This window comes from Dehalococcoidia bacterium (assembly GCA_040902535.1).
Lineage (GTDB): Bacteria > Chloroflexota > Dehalococcoidia > DSTF01 > JACRBR01 > JBBDXD01.
Map to the genome: position 1 here is coordinate 24361 of JBBDXD010000002.1, position 21336 is coordinate 45696.

Consider the following 21336-nt stretch of genomic DNA (forward strand, 5'->3'; position numbering starts at 1 on the left):
CACCGGATCTACCGTTGTGCCCGCTGCCGCGTCACGCCGCTGCAACGGGCGCTCGCGTACAGTCGAATCAGACTGGCGCACACAGGAGGAGGCTGATCATGCGAAGCAAGTTCGCCATTGCGGGCCACCCGCTCCATCCGATGCTGATCGCGCTCCCGATCGGGCTCTTCACCTGGGCTGTCGTCTGCGATGTCGTGTATCTCGCCACCGACCGCGAGAAGCTGTGGTACGACATGGCGTTCTGGGCGGGCATCGGCGGCGTTATCACGGGGCTCATCGCGGCGCTGCCGGGCGTGGGCGACCTGCTGACGATGGCGAAAGAGACCGACGCCCGCGACATCGCGATCGTACACGGTGTGACGAACGTCGTGGTCGTGGGTCTGTTTTTCGTCGCGATGCTGCTCATGCTCGATGACGGTGCGACCAGCGGCGCCGCCCTTAGCGTCGTCTTCGTGCTGCACCTGGTCGGGCTTGGCTTGCTCGGGTTCGCCGGCTGGCTCGGCGGCGAAATGGTGTACCGGCACCACCTGGGGATGGAGCCTGACGACGGGGAATTGGAGCGCGCCGAGTCCGCACGCCACTCCATGCGACCGGCACGCGCGACGCGCCGCTGAGGCGTCACGCCGCGCGCGTTGAGGCGCCCGGCTGGTTGCGCAGGCGAAGGGCACCGCAGGCCGTCCCCATGACGATTGATACGGCGTCGTCAGATCGGCCATCGCGGATGTGACGGCGCATCCTCCGCCGAGCGCATACGGTAATCGCGGAGGATCCCTTGGTCGTCGCAGTCGCACCGCCGGGCAACGGACAAACCCCCGCCACCATCGCTGCGCCGGCTGTCGCAAAGGCCGCCGGCCTTCGCTATGTGTCCGATGCCACACCTGGCATCACGCGGAAACAGGAACGCAGCGGTTTCGCATACGCACATCCCGACGGTCAGCCGCTACGCGACGAGGGTGACCTTCGCCGCGTCAAGGCGCTGGCCATACCGCCGGCGTGGTCAGATGTGTGGATCTCGCCCCACGCCAACGGGCACCTGCAGGCCACGGGGCGAGACGCCCGTGGCCGCAAGCAGTACCGCTATCACACGACGTGGAGCGAGGTTCGAGACCAGGCCAAGTTCGGCCGCATGCTCGATTTCGCAGCGGCGCTGCCGGGCATTCGCCAGCGCGTCGAAGCCGATCTCGCCCGTCCGGGCCTCCCGCGTGAAAAGGTGCTGGCAGCCGTCGTGCGTCTCCTCGAGATCACGTTAATCCGCGTCGGCAACGAGGAGTACGCGCGGCAGAACAAGTCGTTCGGCCTCACGACGTTTCGCAACCGGCACGTCAGCGTCTCGGGCGCGACACTGCGGTTCAAGTTCACCGGCAAGCATGGAAAGACCCATGACGTCGGCATCCGCAATCGCCAGCTTGCCGGGATTATCAAGCGCTGCCAGGAACTCCCAGGGCAGGAACTCTTCCAGTACCTCGACGACGATGGGCAGCGACAGGCGATCGGCTCCAGCGACGTGAACGACTATCTGCGCGCGATCACGGACAGCGACTTCACGGCCAAGGACTTCCGCACCTGGGCAGGCACGGTGCTCGCGGCCCTGGCGCTCCACGAGTTTGGTGCGCCTCAATCGGAGACGCAGGCCAAGCACAACGTCCTGCGCGCGATCGAGTTTGTCGCGGCGCGTCTCGGCAACACGCCGGCGATCAGCCGCAAGTGCTACGTGCACCCTGCCGTGCTTGACGCATACAACGAGGGCGCGCTCGAGGGCGACCTCCTGGACATCGGCGACGAAGCACGGGACGCGGTGGACGGCGGCCTCACGTCGCAGGAAGCCGCCGTGATAGCGCTCTTGCAGCAGCGAGCCAGCGCGGCCGCCGCATGACCGTCGCCATGCCGCGCCGTCAAGCATCAACCTCCGACATAATCTTGATATGGCCCGTGATGCCGTCATGCCTTCGTCGATCCGCGGTCGGGGATACGTTGAACGCAACAGGTTCGAAACGACCCGGATCGTCGCCAGATGGGGGTGGCGCCGCAGGAAGGCAGCCATGACAGACTTACTTAATCCCAGGCCGGTTGCAGTGCTCGACGACGACGTCCAGTTCATCCGGATGGTCGAGCGAATCCTCAAGACGGACGGGCTCCAGATTCAGCCCGTGACGACGCCGGACCTCGACGAGGCGGCCCGAGTCGTGGCAATGACCAACTGCCGCGTCGCGCTCGTGGACATCTACATGTACGGCGAAGCGGCAGGGTTCGAGCTTATCGAGCGCCTCCGCCAGCAGCCGATGACGGCAAACCTGCCGCTCATCGTCACCAGCGGGGCGTATCGCGAGATTGCGCGGCACGTGCCGTTCCTCCAACACCACAGGTGCAGCATCCTCCCCAAACCGTTCGAGGTTGATGCGTTAATCAGCCAGATCCACCATGCCCACGCCGGCGACGCGCCGCTTCAGACTCCCGCGCCGGAGGAGTCTGATGAGTGGAGTGACCGTCACCCGGGCAGTTGGCGCTTTCTGGCGAATCCGCTTCGCCGGGTAGAGCGCACTGCCTGACCTGAAAGGAGCCCCTCGTGCCGAAGGTCGAAGACGAGATCGTCGTACGCGCACCGGTCGATACGGTGTACGGAGCGTGGCATAACTTCGAGAACTTTCCACGCTTCATGCAGAACATCCACGAAGTGCGCGTTGTCAGTGGCGGCCGTTCGCACTGGAAAGCGAAGGGCCCGCTCGGCGCCGCTGCTGAGTGGGACGCAGAAATGACGCTCGATGAGCCGAACAAGGCGATCGGTTGGCGCTCGATCGAAGGCAACAGCGCCGTCAAGACGGCGGGGCGCGTCAACTTTGAGCCGCAGGGCGACACGACGACCAGGTTGAGCGTTCTCCTCGACTATGACGCGCCGACAGGCGCCATCGGCAACGTCGTCGCGAAGATCTTCGCCGACCCCGAAAAGCTGATGAAGGAAGACCTGCAGCGTTTCAAGGAAACGATCGAACAGGGCTGGGAACTCTCAGGGTTCTCGTACGGCGAAGGACAAACGTCGGGGAGCGGTGAGACGCTCGGCGGGTCGATGGGCCCGACGACGGCGCAGGACCTGGAGGCGCTTGACCGCACGAACACTGGCGACACGTCGCCACAAGAGGTCGACGACCCGGCGGAGCGCTGACGCACCATCACTCGCTGATACAAGAAAGAGGGTCTCGCATCGAGACCCTCTCGTCATGCCTGCCAACGACAGACGATCAAACAGGAGTGCCGGCGCATACGCCTAGCGACGCGATCAGTTCGTCGTCCAGCCCCATCCGCTCGGCCAGTTTCATCGTCATCGCCATGCGCGGGCTGACGCCGATCCAGTCATGCGAGGAGTACGCCCAGTCGAACAGCGCGCCGGCGTCGGCATTGCGGTCCGCGCTGTTGAGCACGGACACGACCAGGCGGCGGCCGTTGCGCACCATGCTCGCGACGAACGTCCAGCCGGCGCGGTTCGTCCAGCCGATCTTGATCCCATCGGCGCCGGGCGCGCCCTGCAACAGCGTATTACCGTTGTACAGCGTGTAATCTCCCGCCGCCGGCGCAAGGTGCCACTCCTGCGCGCCGACGACGCGTCTAAACACGTCGTTCCGCATCGAGTACGCGCCCAGGATGGCCAGGTCGTACGCGGTCGAATAATGCTCCTGGCGGTCGAGGCCGTGCGGATTGCGGAAGTGCGAATCGCGCATGCCCAGTTCGCCGGCCTTGGCGTTCATCCGCTCGACGAACCGGCTGACATCGCCGTCCATCGCCCGCGCGATCTCCAGCGCTGCGTCGTTACCGGATGGCAGCATCAGCCCGAAGAGCAGATCCGTCATCGAGATCTGGACGCCGGGCCGCAGCCCCATCACCGAACTGCCCACCATTCTCGAGGCGTCCGTCTCCGCTACGACCATCTGGTCCAGCGGCGCCGATTCCGCCGCCAGGATCGCCGTCATGATCTTTGTGGTGCTCGCGGGCGAGCGCCGTTCGTGCTCGTTGTAGCCCCAGAGCACCTCCTTCGTCTCCGCATCGATGACGACGGCGGTAGCGGCGGAGACGAGGGGCGCCGGGGCGGCGTTGCGCAGTTTTCTTGCCATGGTGCTCTGCGGGGCGGTGTTGTCTGCGACGGGAATCGCACTGCAGTTGACGTTGGCCTCGGCGAAAGCGGGACTCTCGGCTTTGAAGGACACCGCCATCGCGAGGCTACTCCCTGCAACAAAAATGAAGATTGCGTTCCTGAACATCGGCACCGCCGGTTGGGACTACACGCTCACCGTTCTGTTGGACTCGCACGTCGATCACCTCATGCCGCCAAACTCCTACTGGTACATCACCATGTCGGGCATGGGATCGAGCGCGAGCACGTCTTGCTCCGTACCGACGGGCCGATCCTGCTTGAGGAAGATGTTGAATGAGCGTCGCTCCGCGTACGGGCGAGCCATGTAGTGCCGATACTTCTTCACCTTCTCCGGGTAGTCGCCGAACGCGTCCATGTTGAGCACGACGTCCACGTTCGGAAGATCCGCCGTCACCTCGCCTTCGATGATCGTGCCGTCCATGAACTGGTGGACGATGAGCATCTTCGGCGGCAGATTGTGCTTCTCCGTCAGTTCCTGCAGGTACAGTTGCGCGCCGTTGATGTCGTGGCCGCTGATCACGCCCGAGGTATGGATGGGGTAGCCGTTTGGTCCCACCGCGTACTCCGGGTCGATCGCCACGTGTACGCGCGGATTCAAGAGGAAGCGTTCGATCTTTGCGATCTCGGCGGCCACGGTGCTGCGGCCGATCTGCAGATCCAGGATGACCTGGAGGCCATGCTCTTCCGCGAGCCGCAGGTACTCCTCGACGCGATCGTCCGGCAGGTAGCTGAGGTAGAGGCCGTTGCCGGTCGGCTCGCTCTGCACGATGCCGTAGATCAGGTCAAGCGTCGGAACGGCTTTGCGATCGCCGTTCAGGTCGTCGTAGAGTCGCGCGTGCTCTTTCAGTCGCTGGGCCAGGTCCTGTGGTGACATCGTGCCGAGCACGCCCAGGCCGGGCGCGAGCGGTGTGCCGTAGTACACGATGAGCTGGTTCGTCTCAAACAGCGAAGTCGGTGCGGGGGGGACGGGCGTCGGCGGAACGTCTCTCGGAACGGCGGTGGGGGGAGCGGGGGGCGCTTCTGGCGGCGCCTGCGGTCGCCTCAGCTCCAGGCGCGGCGCCAGGGGCTTCGGCGTCGGGCTGACGGTGGGCGATGCCCCCGGCGCGGCGCCCGCATCTTGCGTGTAGATCTGCGTCGTGCCTGCGGCGGCGTGTACGGTTGGCGGATCGCCGGGATCACCCCTTGATGCAATGCCGACGAAACCACCGAACGCGATGGCTGTTATGGAAATGAAACATGGGACCGCATAAGCGCGCCAAGGCCGCTTGTTGAACAAGTGGATTCACCTCAAAAATGCGGGAGGTTGGGGTACTGCGCACTATAGGGCCCGCTCTTGAAGCAGGTCAACGCTTTCGACATGCATCCGCGCGCCTTTTGATACTTTTGAAACGAGTTTGACAACGTTGAAATCGCCGTCTGCGTCACTAACGGAGGCGCACGTGCGCATACACCGCGATGCAACCCAACGCGACGCGCAATCGTGCGCGTGCTCGCCCGGACTACGTCGTGCTAGCGCTAGCTCGCCGGATCGCGAATCTTGCGAATTTCAGGACCGTATCAGCGACGGATTTATGCGGGGAAAAACGGCGGAAGGATGGCCCGGGCGTCCCGCCCGGGCCTGGCCCGCTCGATGGCGCCTCGGGGTCAGGCGGTGGTCGTCGGCGGCGGGAACGTCTGTGGGTCGTTGCCTCGCATCACCTCGTCCGACGATGCGGGCTCGTCGCTGATGTCACCGTTTCCCATCGCGCGAGATCCTGCCGTCGAGGCATCTGTCTTGTCGTCTTCGCTGTCAGCGCGACGCTCGGCGGACGCCATGACGATGATCGCGTCGTCGCCGATCGAGACGACTTCGTGCGGCATGATATCCGTCTTATCGCCGAACCCGAGGAGGCCGCTGCTCGCGTGATATGCGGTGATGTTGCCGCCGTCGTCGATCAGGATCTTGTCGACGGTCCCAAGGGAGTTTCCCGTCTCCGTCACGACTGGCGTACCCCGTAGATGGAGACCGGAGTCGATGATCTCTTGCGCCCGGGGCCGCGACGCCAGTTCGTCGAGCACGCCTGAGACTCGTACGGTGATGGCGTTATCGCCGATCGCCCGAATGTGCGCGCGTTCGAGGAACATCAGGCCGTTCATGCCGCCCGCGGGCGAAACCATCACGCCAAGCAGCGCGTGCTCCGCCGGGTCGAAGAGCACGTCCTTGACGCGCCCCAGTTCCTTGCCCTCAGTGATCGCGATGACCGGCATCGACAAAAGCTCGTTGGCATCTCGTCCTTGCATAGTCGTCTCCTTCAATCGTTGGGTTAAGCGCAGATGGCAAGCGGCCGAGCGCTGTCGCTCCGCCGCCGGCACATGATACCTGCGTCACAATCGCAAGTCAGCCGTAACCGCTTAACGGTTGCGGCCTTCGCGCTTCCGGATGTCGTCGCTTCGCATCGGCTCGTCGGGCGTGACGTCGGGGCGCAGCCCCGAGCCCGTGCGCGGCTCGGCGTCAAAGGACGAGTCGTATCCGCGACCCTCGCTGCCGCCCTGGAGCGGTTGCCTCAACGCGGTCAGATCGGGGTCGACGACGTGGTGCTCGCGCCGGAAGACGTTGGCCGTGATGCCGAGAATGACGCCACCCAGCAGCCAAACGATGCCGTCCTGGAACGAGTTTGTCGCGTCCTCGTTGATCTGCCCGAATGCCACGAGCAGGCCAATGACCCCTGCCGCGATGGCGAGCCCTGAGAGAATCGTGGCCAGCCCGTTGCCCAGCCACGTATCGACGTCTTTGGCCGTCCGGCTGCGGTCTTTCCGCACGGAACCCGAGTAGGCCTCTGTCCTGTTCATGATTCCTCCTTTTCGGAACCTGCACCTCCATGCTGCCACTGGCCGGATAGCACCGTCATTACAGGCCGTCGAAGCTGTATGTCGCGTCGCGCACAGATGCCGGGGCCCTTGACGCCCCGCCCCGCGTGCAGCGCATCGCTATGTGCGCGAGAACGGACTTTACGGAGGCGTAACAGCCGCCCGCGCATACTGGAGCCAACCAGACACAGGAAACCGACCGGAGGCGGCACCATGGATCAACTGACCGACTGGCAGAACGCACTCATCCTCGTCGCCGTGCTGTTCGCCCTCTATATCCTCGTCATGTGGGCCGCCGCGGTTGTCTGGACCTACCGCGATATCCGCGCCCGCACGAACGAGCCGTTCGAGCAGGCGTCGTCCGTGTTGCTCGTCGCGATCTTCAACATCCCGGGGTTGCTGCTGCACGTGCTGATGCGGCCCAAGACGACCATCGAGGACCAGATGGACCGCCGCCTCGAGGCGGAAGCGATGTTCCAGGACATCCAGGAGCGCCCCGCCTGCCCGCAGTGTGCCGCTCGTATTCAGCCGGACTTCATCCTGTGTCCGCAGTGCCGCGCGCAACTCCGGACGCCATGCGCCGATTGCAGCCAGCCGCTGGCCGTCGATTGGGTGATGTGCCCGTACTGCACCGCCGACCGCACGCCGGCGCCGCTCACGGTGCCGCGCCGCCGACCGGCAGCGAGCACGCTCAGGCCGAGCGTGCCGGCGCCGCGCACGGCGTTTGCCGCGGGACGGCCGCGGGCATAGCCGGCGGCTCGCCTGCTAGAACGGTTCTGAGATGGCCATCATCGGCGAGCGGCTCCAGCACTTGCGCGTCGGCGAGTTCGACGTGACGGGGATCGCCCGCGAGACCGCGCGCGAAGTCGCCGATGACGACGTCTCCGGTCTCAGCGCCGAAATGGCGTATCACGCCATCCTCGCGATCTTCCCGTTCCTGCTCCTGCTCGCCGGGCTCACGTCGATCGTCGACAACGTGTTTTCAGTCGGCAACCTCACTGACCGCATCGTGGACAAGGCCGCGCAGGTGATGCCCGAAGACGCCGTCTCCGTCATCCGGTCGTTCACGCAAGAAGTCGTGAACGCTGACGGCGGGATCGCCATCGTGGTCGGTCTGGTCGGCTCGTTGTGGGCCGCATCTTCCGTGATCGGGTCAGCGATGAAGGCGCTCAACCGCGCGTACGACGTGAAGGAAGACCGCGGGCTTGTTCGGCGCAAGCTGATCGCGCTTGCCCTCACGTTCGTGTTCGGCGGTCTCATGCTCGCCGCCGCCATGCTCGTCGCGACGGGCGGCATCATCGCCGGTGGCGTCGGCGAGGCGGTGGGATGGGAGTCGCAATTCGTGCGGCTGTGGAACTGGGTGACGTTGCCCGCCGCGCTCATGCTCGTGGTACTCGCGGTCGCGTTGTTGTATTGGCTCGCACCCAACACCGGGCACCAGTTTCGATGGATCACGCCCGGCGCCGCGTTGTTCGCCATAGGCTGGGTGATCGCGTCGTTGGCCTTCGCGTTCTACGTCGCGAACTTCGCGTCCTACAACCGGACCTACGGATCAATCGGCGCGGTGATCATCCTGCTCGTCTGGCTGTACTGGACGAACTTCCTGCTGCTGGTCGGCGGCGAACTCAACGCCGTCCTCGCACGCCGGCACGATGAGGAGTACCAGCGCGAGAGCGGGTCGCAACCGCGCTCCGGGTCGCGCGCGCAGCCCTGAGCGCGCCGTCGCACGCACAGCCAACCGCCGATCATCATTCGCCGCGTAGGGCGCGCACATCTGATCGCAGAACCCGGCCTATCGTCGCTCCTGCGCCTGTCAGCAGCACCAGCGCGTGCGCGTTGTCCGTCATCTGGCAGCGCGATGATCTTGCCGGACGGCGTAACAGTTTCGTGACGCGCGCACCGGCGCGCTCACAGATCGGCATACGCTCCGTCGCCGCACTGCGACCGCCGGATCGGGCTGACACGCAACTGAAACAGCGTCGCGTCGAGTTGCGGCGGTCGCCTTGCGTGCCGTCAGGCACGATAGATGCCGTGACAGGCAAGAAACGGGGAGCCACATGATCCGCAGCTACCGATACCGGCGATGGCGCAAGGACCGCCGCAAGCGCGCGACCCACATTGCGACGCGCCCGCTGATGATGCTGTTCGCGTTCCCGCTGCTCCTCGTGGCGTTTGCGGGCCTGGTGGGCACGACGATCGGCATGGGCTACTACGCCGACATCGGCCGTAACGCCGATCCGCCGGAGGAACTGATCAACGCCCGTGGCGGCGGCGCCCGCATCTACGACCGCAATGGCACGCTGCTGTACGAATTCCTCGACCCCGAGTACGGCATGCAACGCGAGGTGGCGCTCCAGGAGATCTCGCCCTGGGTGCTCGATGCCACCATGGCAGCCGAGGACGCCAGCTTCTACTCCAACCCCGGCGTCAACGTCCGGGGGCTCGTGCGGGCTGCCACCGAAAACCTGCGTCCGGGCGAGGACTTTCTGCAGGGTACGGGCGGCAGCTCCATCACGCAGCAGCTCGTCAAGCAGATCTACTTTACGAAGGAAGAGCGCGAGGAACGCAGCATTGAGCGCAAGGTCAAAGAGGCCATCCTTGCGCTCGAGATCACGCAGCAGTACGACAAGGATCAGATCCTCGAGTGGTACCTGAACGAGATCCCCTACGGCGGCGTCCTCGTCGGCATTGAGGCCGCGTCGCAGGGCTACTTCGGGGTCGCCGCGAAGGACCTGACGCTCGGACAGGCCGCGTTCCTTGCGGGATTGCCGCAATCACCCGGCCAATATGACCCGTTCACGCAGTTCGACGCCGCCATCGCGCGGCAGCGCCAGGTCATCGACCTGATGGTCAAGCACGACTTTATCGATGCCGAGACCGGTCGCTGGGCGAAGCTCGAGGTCATAACGCTGAACCCGAAGCCGCTGCCGTTCCTCGCACCCCACTTCGTGCAGTACGTCGCCGAGTACATCCGCGCGACGTTCGGTGAGCGCGCGCTCACGCACGGCGGCCTCGACGTCACGACCACGCTCGACCTGGACCTGAACACGCGCGTCAACGAGGCGCTCGAGAAGTACCTGCAGACGTACGAGGGTTCCAGCAACGGCCACAACGGCTCCGTCGTGATCATCAATCCGCCGACCGGCGAGATCCTCGCCATGGTGGGCAGCCGCGACTACTTCCGCGAAGACATCGATGGCACGGTCAACAACGCCGTCGCCCTCAACTCGCCGGGCTCGACGCTCAAGCCCTTTACGTACGCCACTGCGTTCATGCAGGGTTGGGGTCCCGAGTGGCCAATCGTGGACACGCCGATCGACTACCGCGAAGCAGACGGCAAGGTGTTCTCACCGCGCAACCCGGACGGCAGGACGCGCGGCGTCATGCCGGTGAAGCAGGCGCTCGGCAACTCGTTCAACATTCCTGCTTTCAAGACGATCCTCTGGGCCGGCGTCGATAACGTCGTCGCGACGGCGAAGTCGATGGGCATCACGTCGCTGGACCGCGACCTCGGCCCCGCGCTCACGCTCGGCGGTGTCGATGTGAAGCTCCTCGACATGGTGTACGCCTACGGCGTGTTCGCGAACAACGGCGTGCAAGTCGGCGTCCCGGCGACCGGCGCCCTGCCGGCAGGCAACCGCGAGCTCGATCCCGTCCCGGTGCTCAAGATCACGAACCGCGCCGGCGAGACGGTCATCGACAATTCCGAGCCGGTGCACAAGTTCGTCATCGACCCGGAGTACGCCTACATGATCACGGACGTCCTTTCCGCCGACGAGAACCGGCAGATCACCTACGGCCGCGGCAGCAATCTGAACATTCCCGGCCACCGCGTCGCCGCCAAGACCGGCACGAGCGAGCCCTACGAGACCAGCCGCCTCATCGGTGACACCTGGACGTTCGGCTACACGCCGGATGTCGCCGTCGGCGTTTGGATCGGCAATAGCGATAACTCGCCCATGGTCAACATCCTCAGCACGACGATCGCCGGCAGCACGTGGCACGACGCGATGCTCCTCGCGCTCGAAGGCCGGCCGCCGCGTGACTGGGTGCGGCCTGACGGCATCGTCGATGCGACGGTCTGCGTGCCGAGCGGCATCGTCGCGCAGCCAAACAGCGGCTGTCGAACCGTGACGGGCCGTTTCGCGCGGCAGGCGCTCGAGAACCGCGCGGCCAACTGGTGGGGTGGCCAACTCGTCTCTGGCGCCACGCAGGTCAGCGCGTCCGCCATACCCGCCGACATCGGCGGCTGGAAGCGCTACCTGGCCGATGAGTACCTGCGCCGCTACGGAGGCTCGCGCGCGCCGACGCGTGCGCGGCAGTCGGCGCCGCCACCACAACAGCAACCGCCACCGCAGGACCCACGCGCACCCGACCTGCCCGATGGCATCGGCAACGGTGCAGGAAACGGAAACGGCAATGGCAACGGTAACCGGCGGCAATGACGGTGGCCCTGATACCAGCCTGCAACAGATACCCCGACCGCGTTAGGCGTCTGCGGCGGCGCCATTCGTAGGATGCCGTGATGCATGCAATGCGCTCCATTGGAGCTGGAAGCTAGGACGGGAGGATGAGGACATGAGCCAACAGGTACCACCGCGACTGGACGTCAGGGCCGTACCGACCACCGGCGTCGAAGTCGAGTACTTCTGTCGCGGTTGCAAGGGACACTACGCGCGCACCGTCCCGGTCAAGCACTTCAGGGAGACCGCCTGTCGCTGCGGCTCCCACGATCTTTTGGTGTACTCCGTCGCGAGCGAGGTCGCGGCGCCCCTGCGCGCACACTAGGGCGTGATTGCACAGACAGCGTGAGGGCCTCCGCATGGCGGAGGCCCTCAGTTGTTGCACCGCGTTGCCGCTCAGGCCGTGACGGCGGCCGGTTCCGGAATGTCGAGCATGTACCCGATGCCCTGGAAGGTCTTGATCAGGCGCGGCTTGGAAGGATCCTTCTCCAGCTTGTGGCGCAGCCGCGATACCCACACACGCAGGTACTGCAAGTCGTTGCGGTACTCCGGCCCCCAGACCTTGCTCAATAGCTCCGCATTGAGCATGACCTTGCCGGCGTTCGCCGCCAGGTGCTGCATGAGCATCCATTCCGTGCGCGTCAGGGAGATCAACTCGCCGCCGCTCCGTACAAGCCGGTGGTTCAGGTCGATTTCCACGTCGTCGGTGCGGACGATGTTGTCCACCGCCGTCGATCCGACGGCCCGGCGCAGCACCGCGCGCACGCGTGCGCTCAATTCGTCCGGGCTGAACGGCTTGGCAAGGTAGTCATCGGCCCCCATCTCCAGACCGCGCACCTTGTCGGTGTCACTGCCCTTCGCCGTGAGCAGGATCACCGGCAGGTCGCCCCGCTCACGCAGCTCGCGCATCAACTCAAGCCCGCTCATGTCGGGCATCACGATATCGAGCAGCGCGATGTCCGGGCGGTATTCCTGCGCGATCTCCAGCGCCTCCGCGGCGTTCTCCGCGGTGAGCACGCGGAAGCCCTGCGGCGTCAACTCGAGCTTGATCAGCCGCAGAATGCCGGGTTCGTCGTCGACGGCCAGTACCAGGGGCCCTGTGTTCATCACGTCACCTCTTTCACTAGCGGAAGCGCGAAGCCGATTTCGGATCCGCCGCCTTCCCGCGGTTGCGCCCATACGTAGCCGGATTGCGCTTCTACCAGCCGCTTGCAAACCGCGAGTCCCATACCCACTCCCGACGCCTGGCCTGACGTGCGCCGTGAGCGGTAGAACGCCGAAAACAAATCCTCCACCTCATCCGGATCGATGCCCTCTCCCCGGTCCAGCACGCTGACCAATACATACCCGTCCCGAGACTCGATAGAGATGTCGATCGGCTCGTCCGCCGGGCTGTACTTCTCCGCATTGCTGAGCAGGTTGCGGATCACCTGCTCTAGGTACGTCGGCTCGGCCATCGCGGCAGAGAGCCGGTCAGAACCTTCGACATTCACGCGCCGCCGCGGGAAGCGCAGCATGTGCGCGTCAGCCAGCCGATGCGCGACGCGCCGTAACAACACCGGCTCCGTCACCAGCTCCTGCCCCGTCTCGATGCGCGCCAGCGTCAGCATGTTCTCGACGATCCGGTGCAGCCGGTCCGCCTCCTGCTCGATATCGCCGATCGCCGTCCGCTTGCTGTCTTCGTCCAGTTCGCGATCGCGCCGCCGCAGCACCTGCGCGTTCCCGAAGATCGTCGTGATCGGTGTGCGCAGCTCGTGTGACACCAGGCCCAGGAATTCGTCCTTGGCTTCGTTCGCCTCGCGCAGGTCCTCGACGCGCTGCTGCACCTCGCCGAACAGGCGCGCATTGTCCATGGCGATCGCGGCGCGTGACGCAAGGTCGCGGAACAGCGCGAAGTCCGGCTCGGTGAGCTTCCGCTTGGACTCGGCCGTGATGAACGTGATCGCGCCCAACACGCGCCCGCGCGCGATCAGCGGTACGCACGCGAACGAAACGATCTGGGCCCGCTTGAGAAGTTCTGCCTGCCGCTCGTTCTCGGCGCTCTCATCGATCACAGCGTCGGTCACATCATCGAAGAACTGCGGCGTGCCCGTGCGCATCGTCCTTGCTTGCACCGAGTTGCCGCCCGGATCGATCGGGAATTGCCGGCCGATCTCCCGCACGCGCCGCTCGCGCTCAGGATCGGCGTTCGCCAGCATCAGCCGGCGGATGCCGCCTTCGTCGTCCAGGATGTCGATACCACACCAGTCGGCCAGCTCCGGCACAACGACGCGCGCCAACTGGCGCAGCGTGTCCTCGTAGTTGAGCGTCGAATTGAGCACGTCCGAAGCGCGCGCAAGGAAGCGGATCGAGCGGTCGGCCTGCGCGCGTTGGCTGATATCGACGAACGCACCGACGCTCCCGATGATCGCTCCATCGGCGTCACGCATCGGTGATGCGTACTCCAGCAGGTGTACCATCGTCCCATCCTCGCGCAGCACGTCGAGTTCGACATCGGCGATCGTCTCTCCGCGTAAGGCGGCACGCTGCATCGGCAAATCTTCGGGTGCGACTTCAAGGCCATGATGCATCGGTGTGAAGGGCATCTTCGCGTCGGGGGCAGACATCGACGTATTGGCGCTCGGCGCAACCCCGAGCAGGCGCGCGAAGGCCGGGTTCGCCCGTATGACGTGGCACTCCGGGTCCTCCGCGATGCCGATGCCTACCGGCACCACATCGAGGACGGTCGTCAGTTCGGCCAGCCGCCGCTCGAGCGCCGCGTTCAGTTCCGCGATACGCCGTTCCGCTTCCATGCGGTCGTGAATATCGACGGCAGTGATGAGCACAGCAGTCACGGTGCCAGCGTCATTGAACATCGGCACCGTGCGGCCCAGGTGCCAGCGATATTCACCATCGTGTCGGAGCAGCCGCGCCTCGATCTCGATCGGAGTGCCGCTGCTGAGCGAAGCTTCCCACCGGGGGACGATCGCGTCGCGGTCGTCCGGATGCAGAATCTGGCGCCAACTCTGCGTCTTTGTGTCTTCTTCGCTGAGGCCGCTGTATTCGTACCAGCGCGTGTTGAAGAACACTCCCCGCCCGTCGGCGCCCGTGAGCGACACCATGGCGGGAATCGCGTTCGCCAGCGTCCGGTACTTCTCTTCGCTCGCTTCCAGCGCGCGCTCCGCGGCACGCCCCGCGCCGATATCCCTCGAGACGCCGATCATGCCGATCACGTGGCCGTAGTTATCGACGATCGGCGAGTCCGTCACGCGGACGAGCACCTCGCCGCCGTCCTTCGTGCGGCACTCGAACTCGCCGGTCCACAGGATGCCCCGCTGCACGACATCGATGATCTCATCCGCGCGTTCGACCGCCGTCAACGGCACCGTCACGTCAATGATGCGCCGGCCGGCGACTTCGTCGGCGCGCCAGCCGTAGAGGGACTCCGCGGCGCGATTCCAGTAGCGGATGCGGCCGTCCATGCCGGTGGCGATCACCGCCTCGCTGATGACGTCGAGGAGGTGCGCCTGGAAGCGAATCGCATCGTCGGCTTCGTGACGGGCGGTGGCATCCATGCACGTGCCCGCGAGGCGCACGACGTGCCCCTCGTCATCCTTGATCGCCCGCCCGTTTCCTTCGACCCAGCGCATCGTGCCGTCGGGCAGGATGATCCGATAGTCGATGCTCACATCGCTACCGGCGGCAACCGCCCCCTGGATCGACGACACCACGCGATCCTTGTCGTCGGGGTGAATGTCCCGCAGATACGCCTCGAACGTGCCGCCGAAGCTGCCCGGCGGCAGTCCGTGGATGGATTCAACACCGTCCCAGACCAGTTCGTCCGTCACCACGTTCCAGTCGAACGTGCCGATGCTGGCGGCGCCCTGGGCGCGTCGCAAGCGCTCCTGGCTGCTCGTCAGGGCGAGTTCGGCCCGCTTGCGCTCGGTGATATCGAGCATCACGCCATGGAGCCGCAACGCGTCGCCCGGCGCAAAGCTCACGACATCGTGAAGCCAGACCTCCGAGCCATCGGCGGCGATCATGCGGAACTCTTGTTCGAATTGGCGGCGGTCGACGCAGGCGGCGAGGCATAGCTGGATGGCGCGTTCGCGGTCGTCGGCGTGGAGGTGATCCGCCCAGAACTCCGGACCCCGGTACCAGGCGGCGATGGGATAGCCAAGGATCGTCTCGGCGCTATGGCTGACGAACGTAAATCGCCAGTCCGCATCGCACTCCCAGACGATCGCCCCAATGCCCTCTACGAGCGCATGAAGCTGAGACTCACTCTGCGGCTCGACGGTCGCAGGACGTCCGGTCCCGGGATGTGACGTTCCTGGCATGCTGGCTCCCTGAATGCGTGCAGTCGCAAGATGCTAGCAACCGGCGCACAGGTGGAAGCGCAACGGCCCTGCGAGGACACATTACAGGTGCATATCAGAGGGCGGTACAAGCGCATACGCCCGGTCGCGCGGCTGTCAAGCTGGCTTCCGGAGCGTCCCGTCAAGCCGGCCTTCGACGGTCCTCCTGCCGGAACTGCGCGGCGGAGACGCCGGCCGTGGACTCGACGATCCGGATCGCCGCACGGGTGATCGGCACGAGGCCCGGACGGTCGATCTTGTCGAGCGTGTCCATCGCGTCGAACAGGTAAAACGGCGCCACCAGGAAGTTCACCACCGGCACGCCCGCCGGGTAGAAGTCCGCGGCGTCCGTCGTCGGCTTCGGGCCGAACGCGTCCGGCGGCAGGATGTACGACCGGCGCAGATCTTCCGCCTCGATCGCACCGCGCACGGCTGCCTCCAGCCGCTCGATGCGCGACGTGAACCACCAGCGCGCCTCAGGCCGGCCGGTGGCGCGCAGCACGCCGTCCACCTCGGCGAATTCGTTTGCCGCGTGCTCGAGGTGCAGTTCCAGCACCAAACGCTCGAGGTCGGCGGCGTGCGACTGCACGAATGCGAATTGCCCCGCCCCACCCGCCATATGCCCGGCGTTCAGCAGAAACGTCAGCCGATGCGGCCGCTCGCGATCCGGCACGCGCGACCAGTACGCCGCCTGCGCCAGCACCATCGCGACCCCCGATGCGTCTTCGACCGCCGACGACCAGGGCCCGTCGTGATGCGACCCGATGATGACCGTCTCGTCGTCCGCGCCCGCCAACTCGCCGATGATGTTGTACGACGTGATGCGTTCACGCCGCGCCCGCACGACGACCCGCGCCTGCACCCGCCCCGCAGCGAGCATCGCGCGAACGCGTACGCCATCGCTGCCGCTGATCCAGACGCCCGGGACCGCACGCTCCTTCCCGTCATAGGGCACGTAGTATTGAAACGAGTCGCCCGGATACTCCCTCAGCACGCCCACGAACCCGATCGCACCGGCCGCCATCGACGGCTCCATCGCATCCTGGAACTCGCGGCCAAACGGCACCATCTGCCATCCGTCGTCGAAGCTGCCGTCCGGATCGAATGTCCACGTGGCGATGTGCCGGTAATAGCCATGCGGCACGCGCACGAGCGGCATATCATACAGCGAGATCGCCCCCCGCACGCGCTCCGGCGCATCGGCGTCATACGCCATTAGTCGCGCGTCGAGCCCGTCCGTGCGCGCACAGTGCGGAAGCGCAAAGCACGGCGCGTCGATCTCGGCGCCATCGTCGCCGCGCACCAGGAGCGATGTCTCCTCTGGCTCCCACGAGTGCATGTCGACGGGCTCCGCGCGCACGCGTTCCAGCCCGAACGCGCGAAACCGCTCCTGCGCCCACTGCTCCGCCCATCGATCGGCCGGATAGCCCGGACGGCGCACGCCCTGCGCGAACACCTCCTCGATCCAGGCGTAGATCCGCGTTTCGTCCGGGACATGTTCGCCGGCGATCACGACGGCTTCCGCCCTTCCGCGGTGGCCACGCCTTCCTTAATCCATCTCCAGTGCTGGCGCCCGTGATCGGCGTTGGTCGCGAACACGCCGCCGACGCTACCGTCGCTCCACGGCGCGCCCGGCAGTTGCTCCGCGATCTGCTCGTCGGTGAGGCTCACGAGCAGTGCCAGCGTCTCGCCACGCGCGGCTTGCCCGAGCGCCACAACTTCGCTGAACGATGCGTCCCGGTAGCGCGCCACCCAGTCTTCGTTCATGGCGTGTACGGTCGCCATGATCTGCTCGCGCGTGCGCGCCGTGCCGTCGTCGCTGTTGGTCAGGCCCACCGGGTTGGCGTCGCCCTCGAAGTGACGGCGGATCATCCGGTTGAAGTTCCGCTCGATGCCCGCGAGATGCACCAGATGGTCGAGCGCGCTCCACCGTGTCGACGGATCGTGCTCGCTCGCGGTCACGGCGTGGCGCAACTCTGGATCGGAAAGCGCCGCATACGTCTCCAGCAGCCACGCGCGGTCCTTGTTCAGCTTCGCTTCGATCTCAATGCGGTTCATCATCGTCCTCGCTACCACGTGTCGACGTGCGGGCGTTTCTTCGATGCGCGCGGCGCTGCCGGCGGCACGGAGCGCAGAGCGGCGCTGATCCAGCGTCGCGAGTCCGCCGGGTCGATCACGTCGTCGATCTCGAAGTGCGACGCGGTGTTCACCGCCTTGCCGTGACGGTACATCCGCTCCACCATCTCCTCGAAGGTCGCCGTGCGCTGCTCCGGATCTTCGATTGCGGCGAGTTCGTTGCGATAGCCGAGCTTCACCGCGCCTTCGAGGCCCATGCCGCCGAACTCGCCCGTCGGCCACGAGACGGTGAAGAACGGCGCTTTGAAGCTGCCGCCCGCCATCGCCTGGGCGCCGAGGCCGTAGGCCTTCCGCAGGATGATCGTGAACACCGGCACCGTCACGCTGGCGCCGATGACGAACATCCGCGCGGCGTGCCGCACAAGTGCCGTCTTCTCGGCTTCCGGCCCGACCATGATGCCCGGCGTGTCGCACAGAAACAACAGCGGCACGTCGAACGCGTCGCAGAGCTGCATGAAGCGCGCGGCCTTATCCGCACCGTCGCTGTCGATCGCACCGCCGAGATGCATCGGGTTGTTCGCGACGATGCCGATCGGCCGCCCCTCGACGCGCGCCAGTGCGGTCACCATGCCGCGCCCGAACTGGCGTCGCAATTCGAGCACGGAGCCTTCGTCGGCGAGCGTCTCGATGGCCGCGCGGACCTCGTACACGCGGCGCCGGTTCTCCGGGATGACGTTGCGCAGCAAACGCTGGTCGGCGCAGGACCAGCCGCTCGTCGCGCCCTGGAAATACGCGAGGTACTTGCGCGCGACGGCGACGGCCTCCGTTTCGTCCTCCACCAGCACGTCGATGACGCCGTTCGGCGCCTGCACTTCGACCGGCCCCACCTCGTCTGGACGGAACACGCCGAGGCCGCCGCCCTCGATCATCGCCGGCCCGCCCATGCCGATATTTGCGTCTTTCGTCGCGATCACGACGTCGCAGCAGCCGAGCAGCGCCGCATTCCCCGCGAAGCAGCGGCCGGAGACGATGCCGACCAGCGGCACAAGACCGCTCAGCTTGCCGAAGTAGTTGAACGCCATGCAGTCGAGCCCGGCCACCCCGAGGCCGTCCGTGTCGCCCGGCCGCCCACCGCCGCCTTCCGTGAAGAACACGATCGGCAGCCGCCACTTCTCGGCAAGCTCGAACATGCGGTCCTTCTTGCGGTGGTTCTGCGCGCCCTGCGTGCCCGCGAGCACCGTGTAGTCGTACGACATCGCGATGCAGCGCGCGTTCGCCTCGCCGAACAGGTCGGCGTTCACGGTGCCGATGCCCGCGACCAGGCCATCGGCCGGCGTGTTGGCGATCAGGTCTTCGATCTCCCGCCGCCGGCGCTGCGCCGCGATCACGAGCGGCCCGTACTCGACGAACGACCCCGTATCGCACAGATCGTCGATGTTCTCGCGCGTCGTACGCTGGCCGGTCTTCCGCCGTCGCTCCACGGCGTCCGGCCGCGCTTCATCGCGACCTGCACGGTGACGCGCACCCACCTCCTCGAGGTCCGCGCGCGCGTGGTCGAGATCCATCTCTGCGCCGGCCGCGCTGTCTGATTCCTCGACGTCCATCTCGTCGATCAGCATCAGCACAAAGCCCTCGACTACCGTATCACCCACAACGACGCCGATGCCGCGCACCTGCCCGCTCGCGTCGGCCGCGATCGTGTGCTCCATCTTCATCGCTTCCATTACGCACAGCCGCTGGCCCGCGCGCACCAGGTCGCCTTCGCCGACGTCGATCGCCAGGATCGTGCCCTGCATCGGCGCGCGCACCGCCAGCACGCCGGGCGGCACCTCCAGCGGTGCGACGCGCCCGCCGCTTCGGCCGCCCGCCTTGCCATGCTCCAGCACCGCGAGCGGATCGCTCGCGTCGATGCGCGCGCCTGCGAGCCCTGACCGCCCGGCGCCCGCATCTGCGAAGTGCAAGACGTCACCGCGGTCGTCGGAGATTCGCGCCAGTTCGCCCAGACGCGCGTCGACGAACCCGGTGTCGATCGTTCCCGCCGCGACGTCGGGATGGGCGAGCAGCGTACGCAGCAGCGGGATGTTCGTCCGCACGCCTTCGATGCGGAATTCCCGCAGCGCGCGCTCGGCAAGCGCCAGCGCATCGCCAACTCGCTCCGACGAGGTGTGCGCGATCACCTTCGCGAGCATCGCATCGAACGACGGACCGATGGCGTATCCCGCGTACCCGTGCGTCTCGACGCGGACGCCCCGGCCCGAAGGCGGGTCGAACGCCGACAACGTGCCACTCGCCGGGCGCAATTCGCCTGCCGCGTCGATGGTCTCGGTGTACACGCGAACCTGCACGGCATATCCGTCGGGCCGCCGCACGGCGTCCTGCGCGAGCCCCGATGCTCGCAGCGGCCGCCCCGCGGCAAGCTGCAGTTGCCCGACGACGAGATCGACGCCGGTCACCTCCTCGGTCACCGTGTGTTCGACCTGCAAGCGCGGATTCGCTTCTATGAAGTAGAAGCGCGCGTCGGCACCCGCTTCGCTATCGCCGTCGACGAGGAATTCGAAGGTAGACAGGCTGTCGAGCCGCGCGGCGCGGGCCAGCATCAGCGCCGCGTCGATGATCCGTTCTCGGAGCACAGCGGCGATCCACGGGCTCGGCGCGATCTCTATGAGCTTCTGGTGCCTTCGCTGGAGCGTGCAGTCCCGCTCCCAGAGATGCGTCACTTCGCCCGAGCCGTCGCCCGCCATCTGCACTTCGATGTGGCGCGCCCGTCGTAGCCCCTCTTCGCCGTACACCTCGCCGTTGCCGAAGGCGGCGCGCGCCTCGGACTGGCAGCGCTCGAACGCCGCTTCGATCTCGTCTTCGCGATCGACGATGCGGAGGCCACGTCCGCCGCCGCCGGCCACCGCCTTGATCGCGATCGACGATCCTGCCGGCAACGAAGCGAAAAACGTCCGTACATCATCGAGCGAAGCCGCTCCCGACGTCCCCGCCAGCACCGCCACACCGGCATCTGCGACGAACGCGCGCGCTCGCGCCTTATCGCCGAACAACTCCAATATCTCGGCGCGCGGACCGACGAACGTGATGCCGGCCTCACGGCACTGAGCGGCGAAGGACGCACGCTCACTCAGAAATCCGTAGCCCGGGTGCAGCGCGTCGCAGCCGGACTTGACCGCCGTCTCGACGATCTGGTCCGCATCGAGGTACGCCGCGGGGCCGCGGCCCGCGAGCGGCAGCGTGCTATCGGCGCGACGGACGTGCAGCGATCGCGCATCGTCCTCGGAGAACACCGCGACGGTCGGTATGCCCAGGTCGGCGGCAGCCCGTGCGATGCGCACGGCGATCTCGCCGCGATTGGCGATCAGCAGGCGTGAGAACGGCATGCAACCCCCTGGGGCGGTCGGTGCTTCGCCTCGACGAGCATTATCGTAACGCGCGGCCGTCGCCACGCCACGTGCGGCTTCGCTAGTGGCGC

General features: G+C 66.3%; 17 protein-coding genes. 8 read left to right on the forward strand and 9 right to left on the reverse strand.

What is annotated here, in order from left to right:
* Positions 1–98: 98 nt before the first annotated feature.
* The 4 genes from WEB52_01135 (at position 99) to WEB52_01150 (ending at position 3157) form a co-directional block, all read left to right on the forward strand.
* Complete coding sequence (locus WEB52_01135; GenBank protein ID MEX2225032.1) at positions 99–614, forward strand: DUF2231 domain-containing protein; 516 nt, start codon at positions 99–101, stop codon at positions 612–614.
* A gap of 158 nt (positions 615–772) precedes the next feature.
* Positions 773–1873, forward strand: a complete 1101-nt coding sequence (locus WEB52_01140; protein MEX2225033.1) for a DNA topoisomerase IB — start codon at positions 773–775, stop codon at positions 1871–1873.
* A 166-nt stretch (positions 1874–2039) separates the two neighbouring features.
* Positions 2040–2546: a response regulator gene (locus WEB52_01145; GenBank protein MEX2225034.1), complete on the forward strand. Its 507-nt coding sequence runs from the start codon at positions 2040–2042 to the stop codon at positions 2544–2546.
* A 17-nt stretch (positions 2547–2563) separates the two neighbouring features.
* A complete protein-coding gene (locus WEB52_01150) occupies positions 2564–3157 on the forward strand; it encodes an SRPBCC family protein (protein ID MEX2225035.1) in 594 nt (197 codons plus the stop codon).
* A 76-nt stretch (positions 3158–3233) separates the two neighbouring features.
* Here WEB52_01150 and WEB52_01155 read toward each other — a convergent pair whose 3' ends face one another.
* The 4 genes from WEB52_01155 to WEB52_01170 all read right to left on the reverse strand — a co-directional run bounded on the left by WEB52_01155 (position 3234) and on the right by WEB52_01170 (position 6970).
* Positions 3234–4100 carry a D-alanyl-D-alanine carboxypeptidase family protein gene (locus WEB52_01155; GenBank protein ID MEX2225036.1) on the reverse strand — a complete coding sequence of 289 codons (867 nt, stop codon included), beginning with the start codon at positions 4098–4100 and terminating at the stop codon, positions 3234–3236.
* Positions 4101–4322: 222 nt separating this feature from the next.
* Positions 4323–5417 (reverse strand): hypothetical protein, encoded by a 1095-nt coding sequence (locus WEB52_01160; GenBank protein MEX2225037.1) that lies wholly within the window; start codon positions 5415–5417, stop codon positions 4323–4325.
* A gap of 368 nt (positions 5418–5785) precedes the next feature.
* Entirely contained in the window at positions 5786–6421 is a 636-nt protein-coding gene (locus WEB52_01165) for a PRC-barrel domain-containing protein (protein ID MEX2225038.1), read from the reverse strand.
* Positions 6422–6532: 111 nt separating this feature from the next.
* Entirely contained in the window at positions 6533–6970 is a 438-nt protein-coding gene (locus WEB52_01170) for a hypothetical protein (protein ID MEX2225039.1), read from the reverse strand.
* Between the two features lie 231 nt (positions 6971–7201).
* On the opposite strand from WEB52_01170, the gene WEB52_01175 reads away from it, so the two are divergent.
* The 4 genes from WEB52_01175 to WEB52_01190 all read left to right on the forward strand — a co-directional run bounded on the left by WEB52_01175 (position 7202) and on the right by WEB52_01190 (position 11776).
* On the forward strand, positions 7202–7738 hold the full coding sequence (locus WEB52_01175) for a zinc ribbon domain-containing protein (GenBank protein MEX2225040.1): 537 nt from the start codon (positions 7202–7204) through the stop codon (positions 7736–7738).
* A 31-nt stretch (positions 7739–7769) separates the two neighbouring features.
* Entirely contained in the window at positions 7770–8702 is a 933-nt protein-coding gene (locus WEB52_01180) for a YihY/virulence factor BrkB family protein (GenBank protein ID MEX2225041.1), read from the forward strand.
* Between the two features lie 343 nt (positions 8703–9045).
* Entirely contained in the window at positions 9046–11433 is a 2388-nt protein-coding gene (locus tag WEB52_01185) for a transglycosylase domain-containing protein (protein MEX2225042.1), read from the forward strand.
* Positions 11434–11566: 133 nt separating this feature from the next.
* Positions 11567–11776: a hypothetical protein gene (locus WEB52_01190; protein ID MEX2225043.1), complete on the forward strand. Its 210-nt coding sequence runs from the start codon at positions 11567–11569 to the stop codon at positions 11774–11776.
* Positions 11777–11847: 71 nt separating this feature from the next.
* Here WEB52_01190 and WEB52_01195 read toward each other — a convergent pair whose 3' ends face one another.
* The 5 genes from WEB52_01195 to WEB52_01215 form a co-directional block, all read right to left on the reverse strand.
* Positions 11848–12558: a response regulator transcription factor gene (locus tag WEB52_01195; protein ID MEX2225044.1), complete on the reverse strand. Its 711-nt coding sequence runs from the start codon at positions 12556–12558 to the stop codon at positions 11848–11850.
* Positions 12558–15770, reverse strand: a complete 3213-nt coding sequence (locus WEB52_01200; GenBank protein MEX2225045.1) for a PAS domain-containing protein — start codon at positions 15768–15770, stop codon at positions 12558–12560. Before WEB52_01200 ends, WEB52_01195 begins: the two co-directional genes overlap by 1 nt.
* Before the next feature lie 160 nt (positions 15771–15930).
* Positions 15931–17301, reverse strand: a complete 1371-nt coding sequence (locus tag WEB52_01205; GenBank protein MEX2225046.1) for a M28 family peptidase — start codon at positions 17299–17301, stop codon at positions 15931–15933.
* On the reverse strand, positions 17298–17846 hold the full coding sequence (locus WEB52_01210) for a DinB family protein (protein MEX2225047.1): 549 nt from the start codon (positions 17844–17846) through the stop codon (positions 17298–17300). The genes WEB52_01205 and WEB52_01210 overlap by 4 nt, the downstream gene beginning before the upstream one ends.
* 11 nt (positions 17847–17857) lie before the next feature.
* The gene (locus tag WEB52_01215; GenBank protein ID MEX2225048.1) at positions 17858–21244 is read right to left on the reverse strand and encodes a carboxyl transferase domain-containing protein; all 3387 of its coding nucleotides are present in this window, start codon (positions 21242–21244) and stop codon (positions 17858–17860) included.
* Positions 21245–21336: the final 92 nt, after the last annotated feature.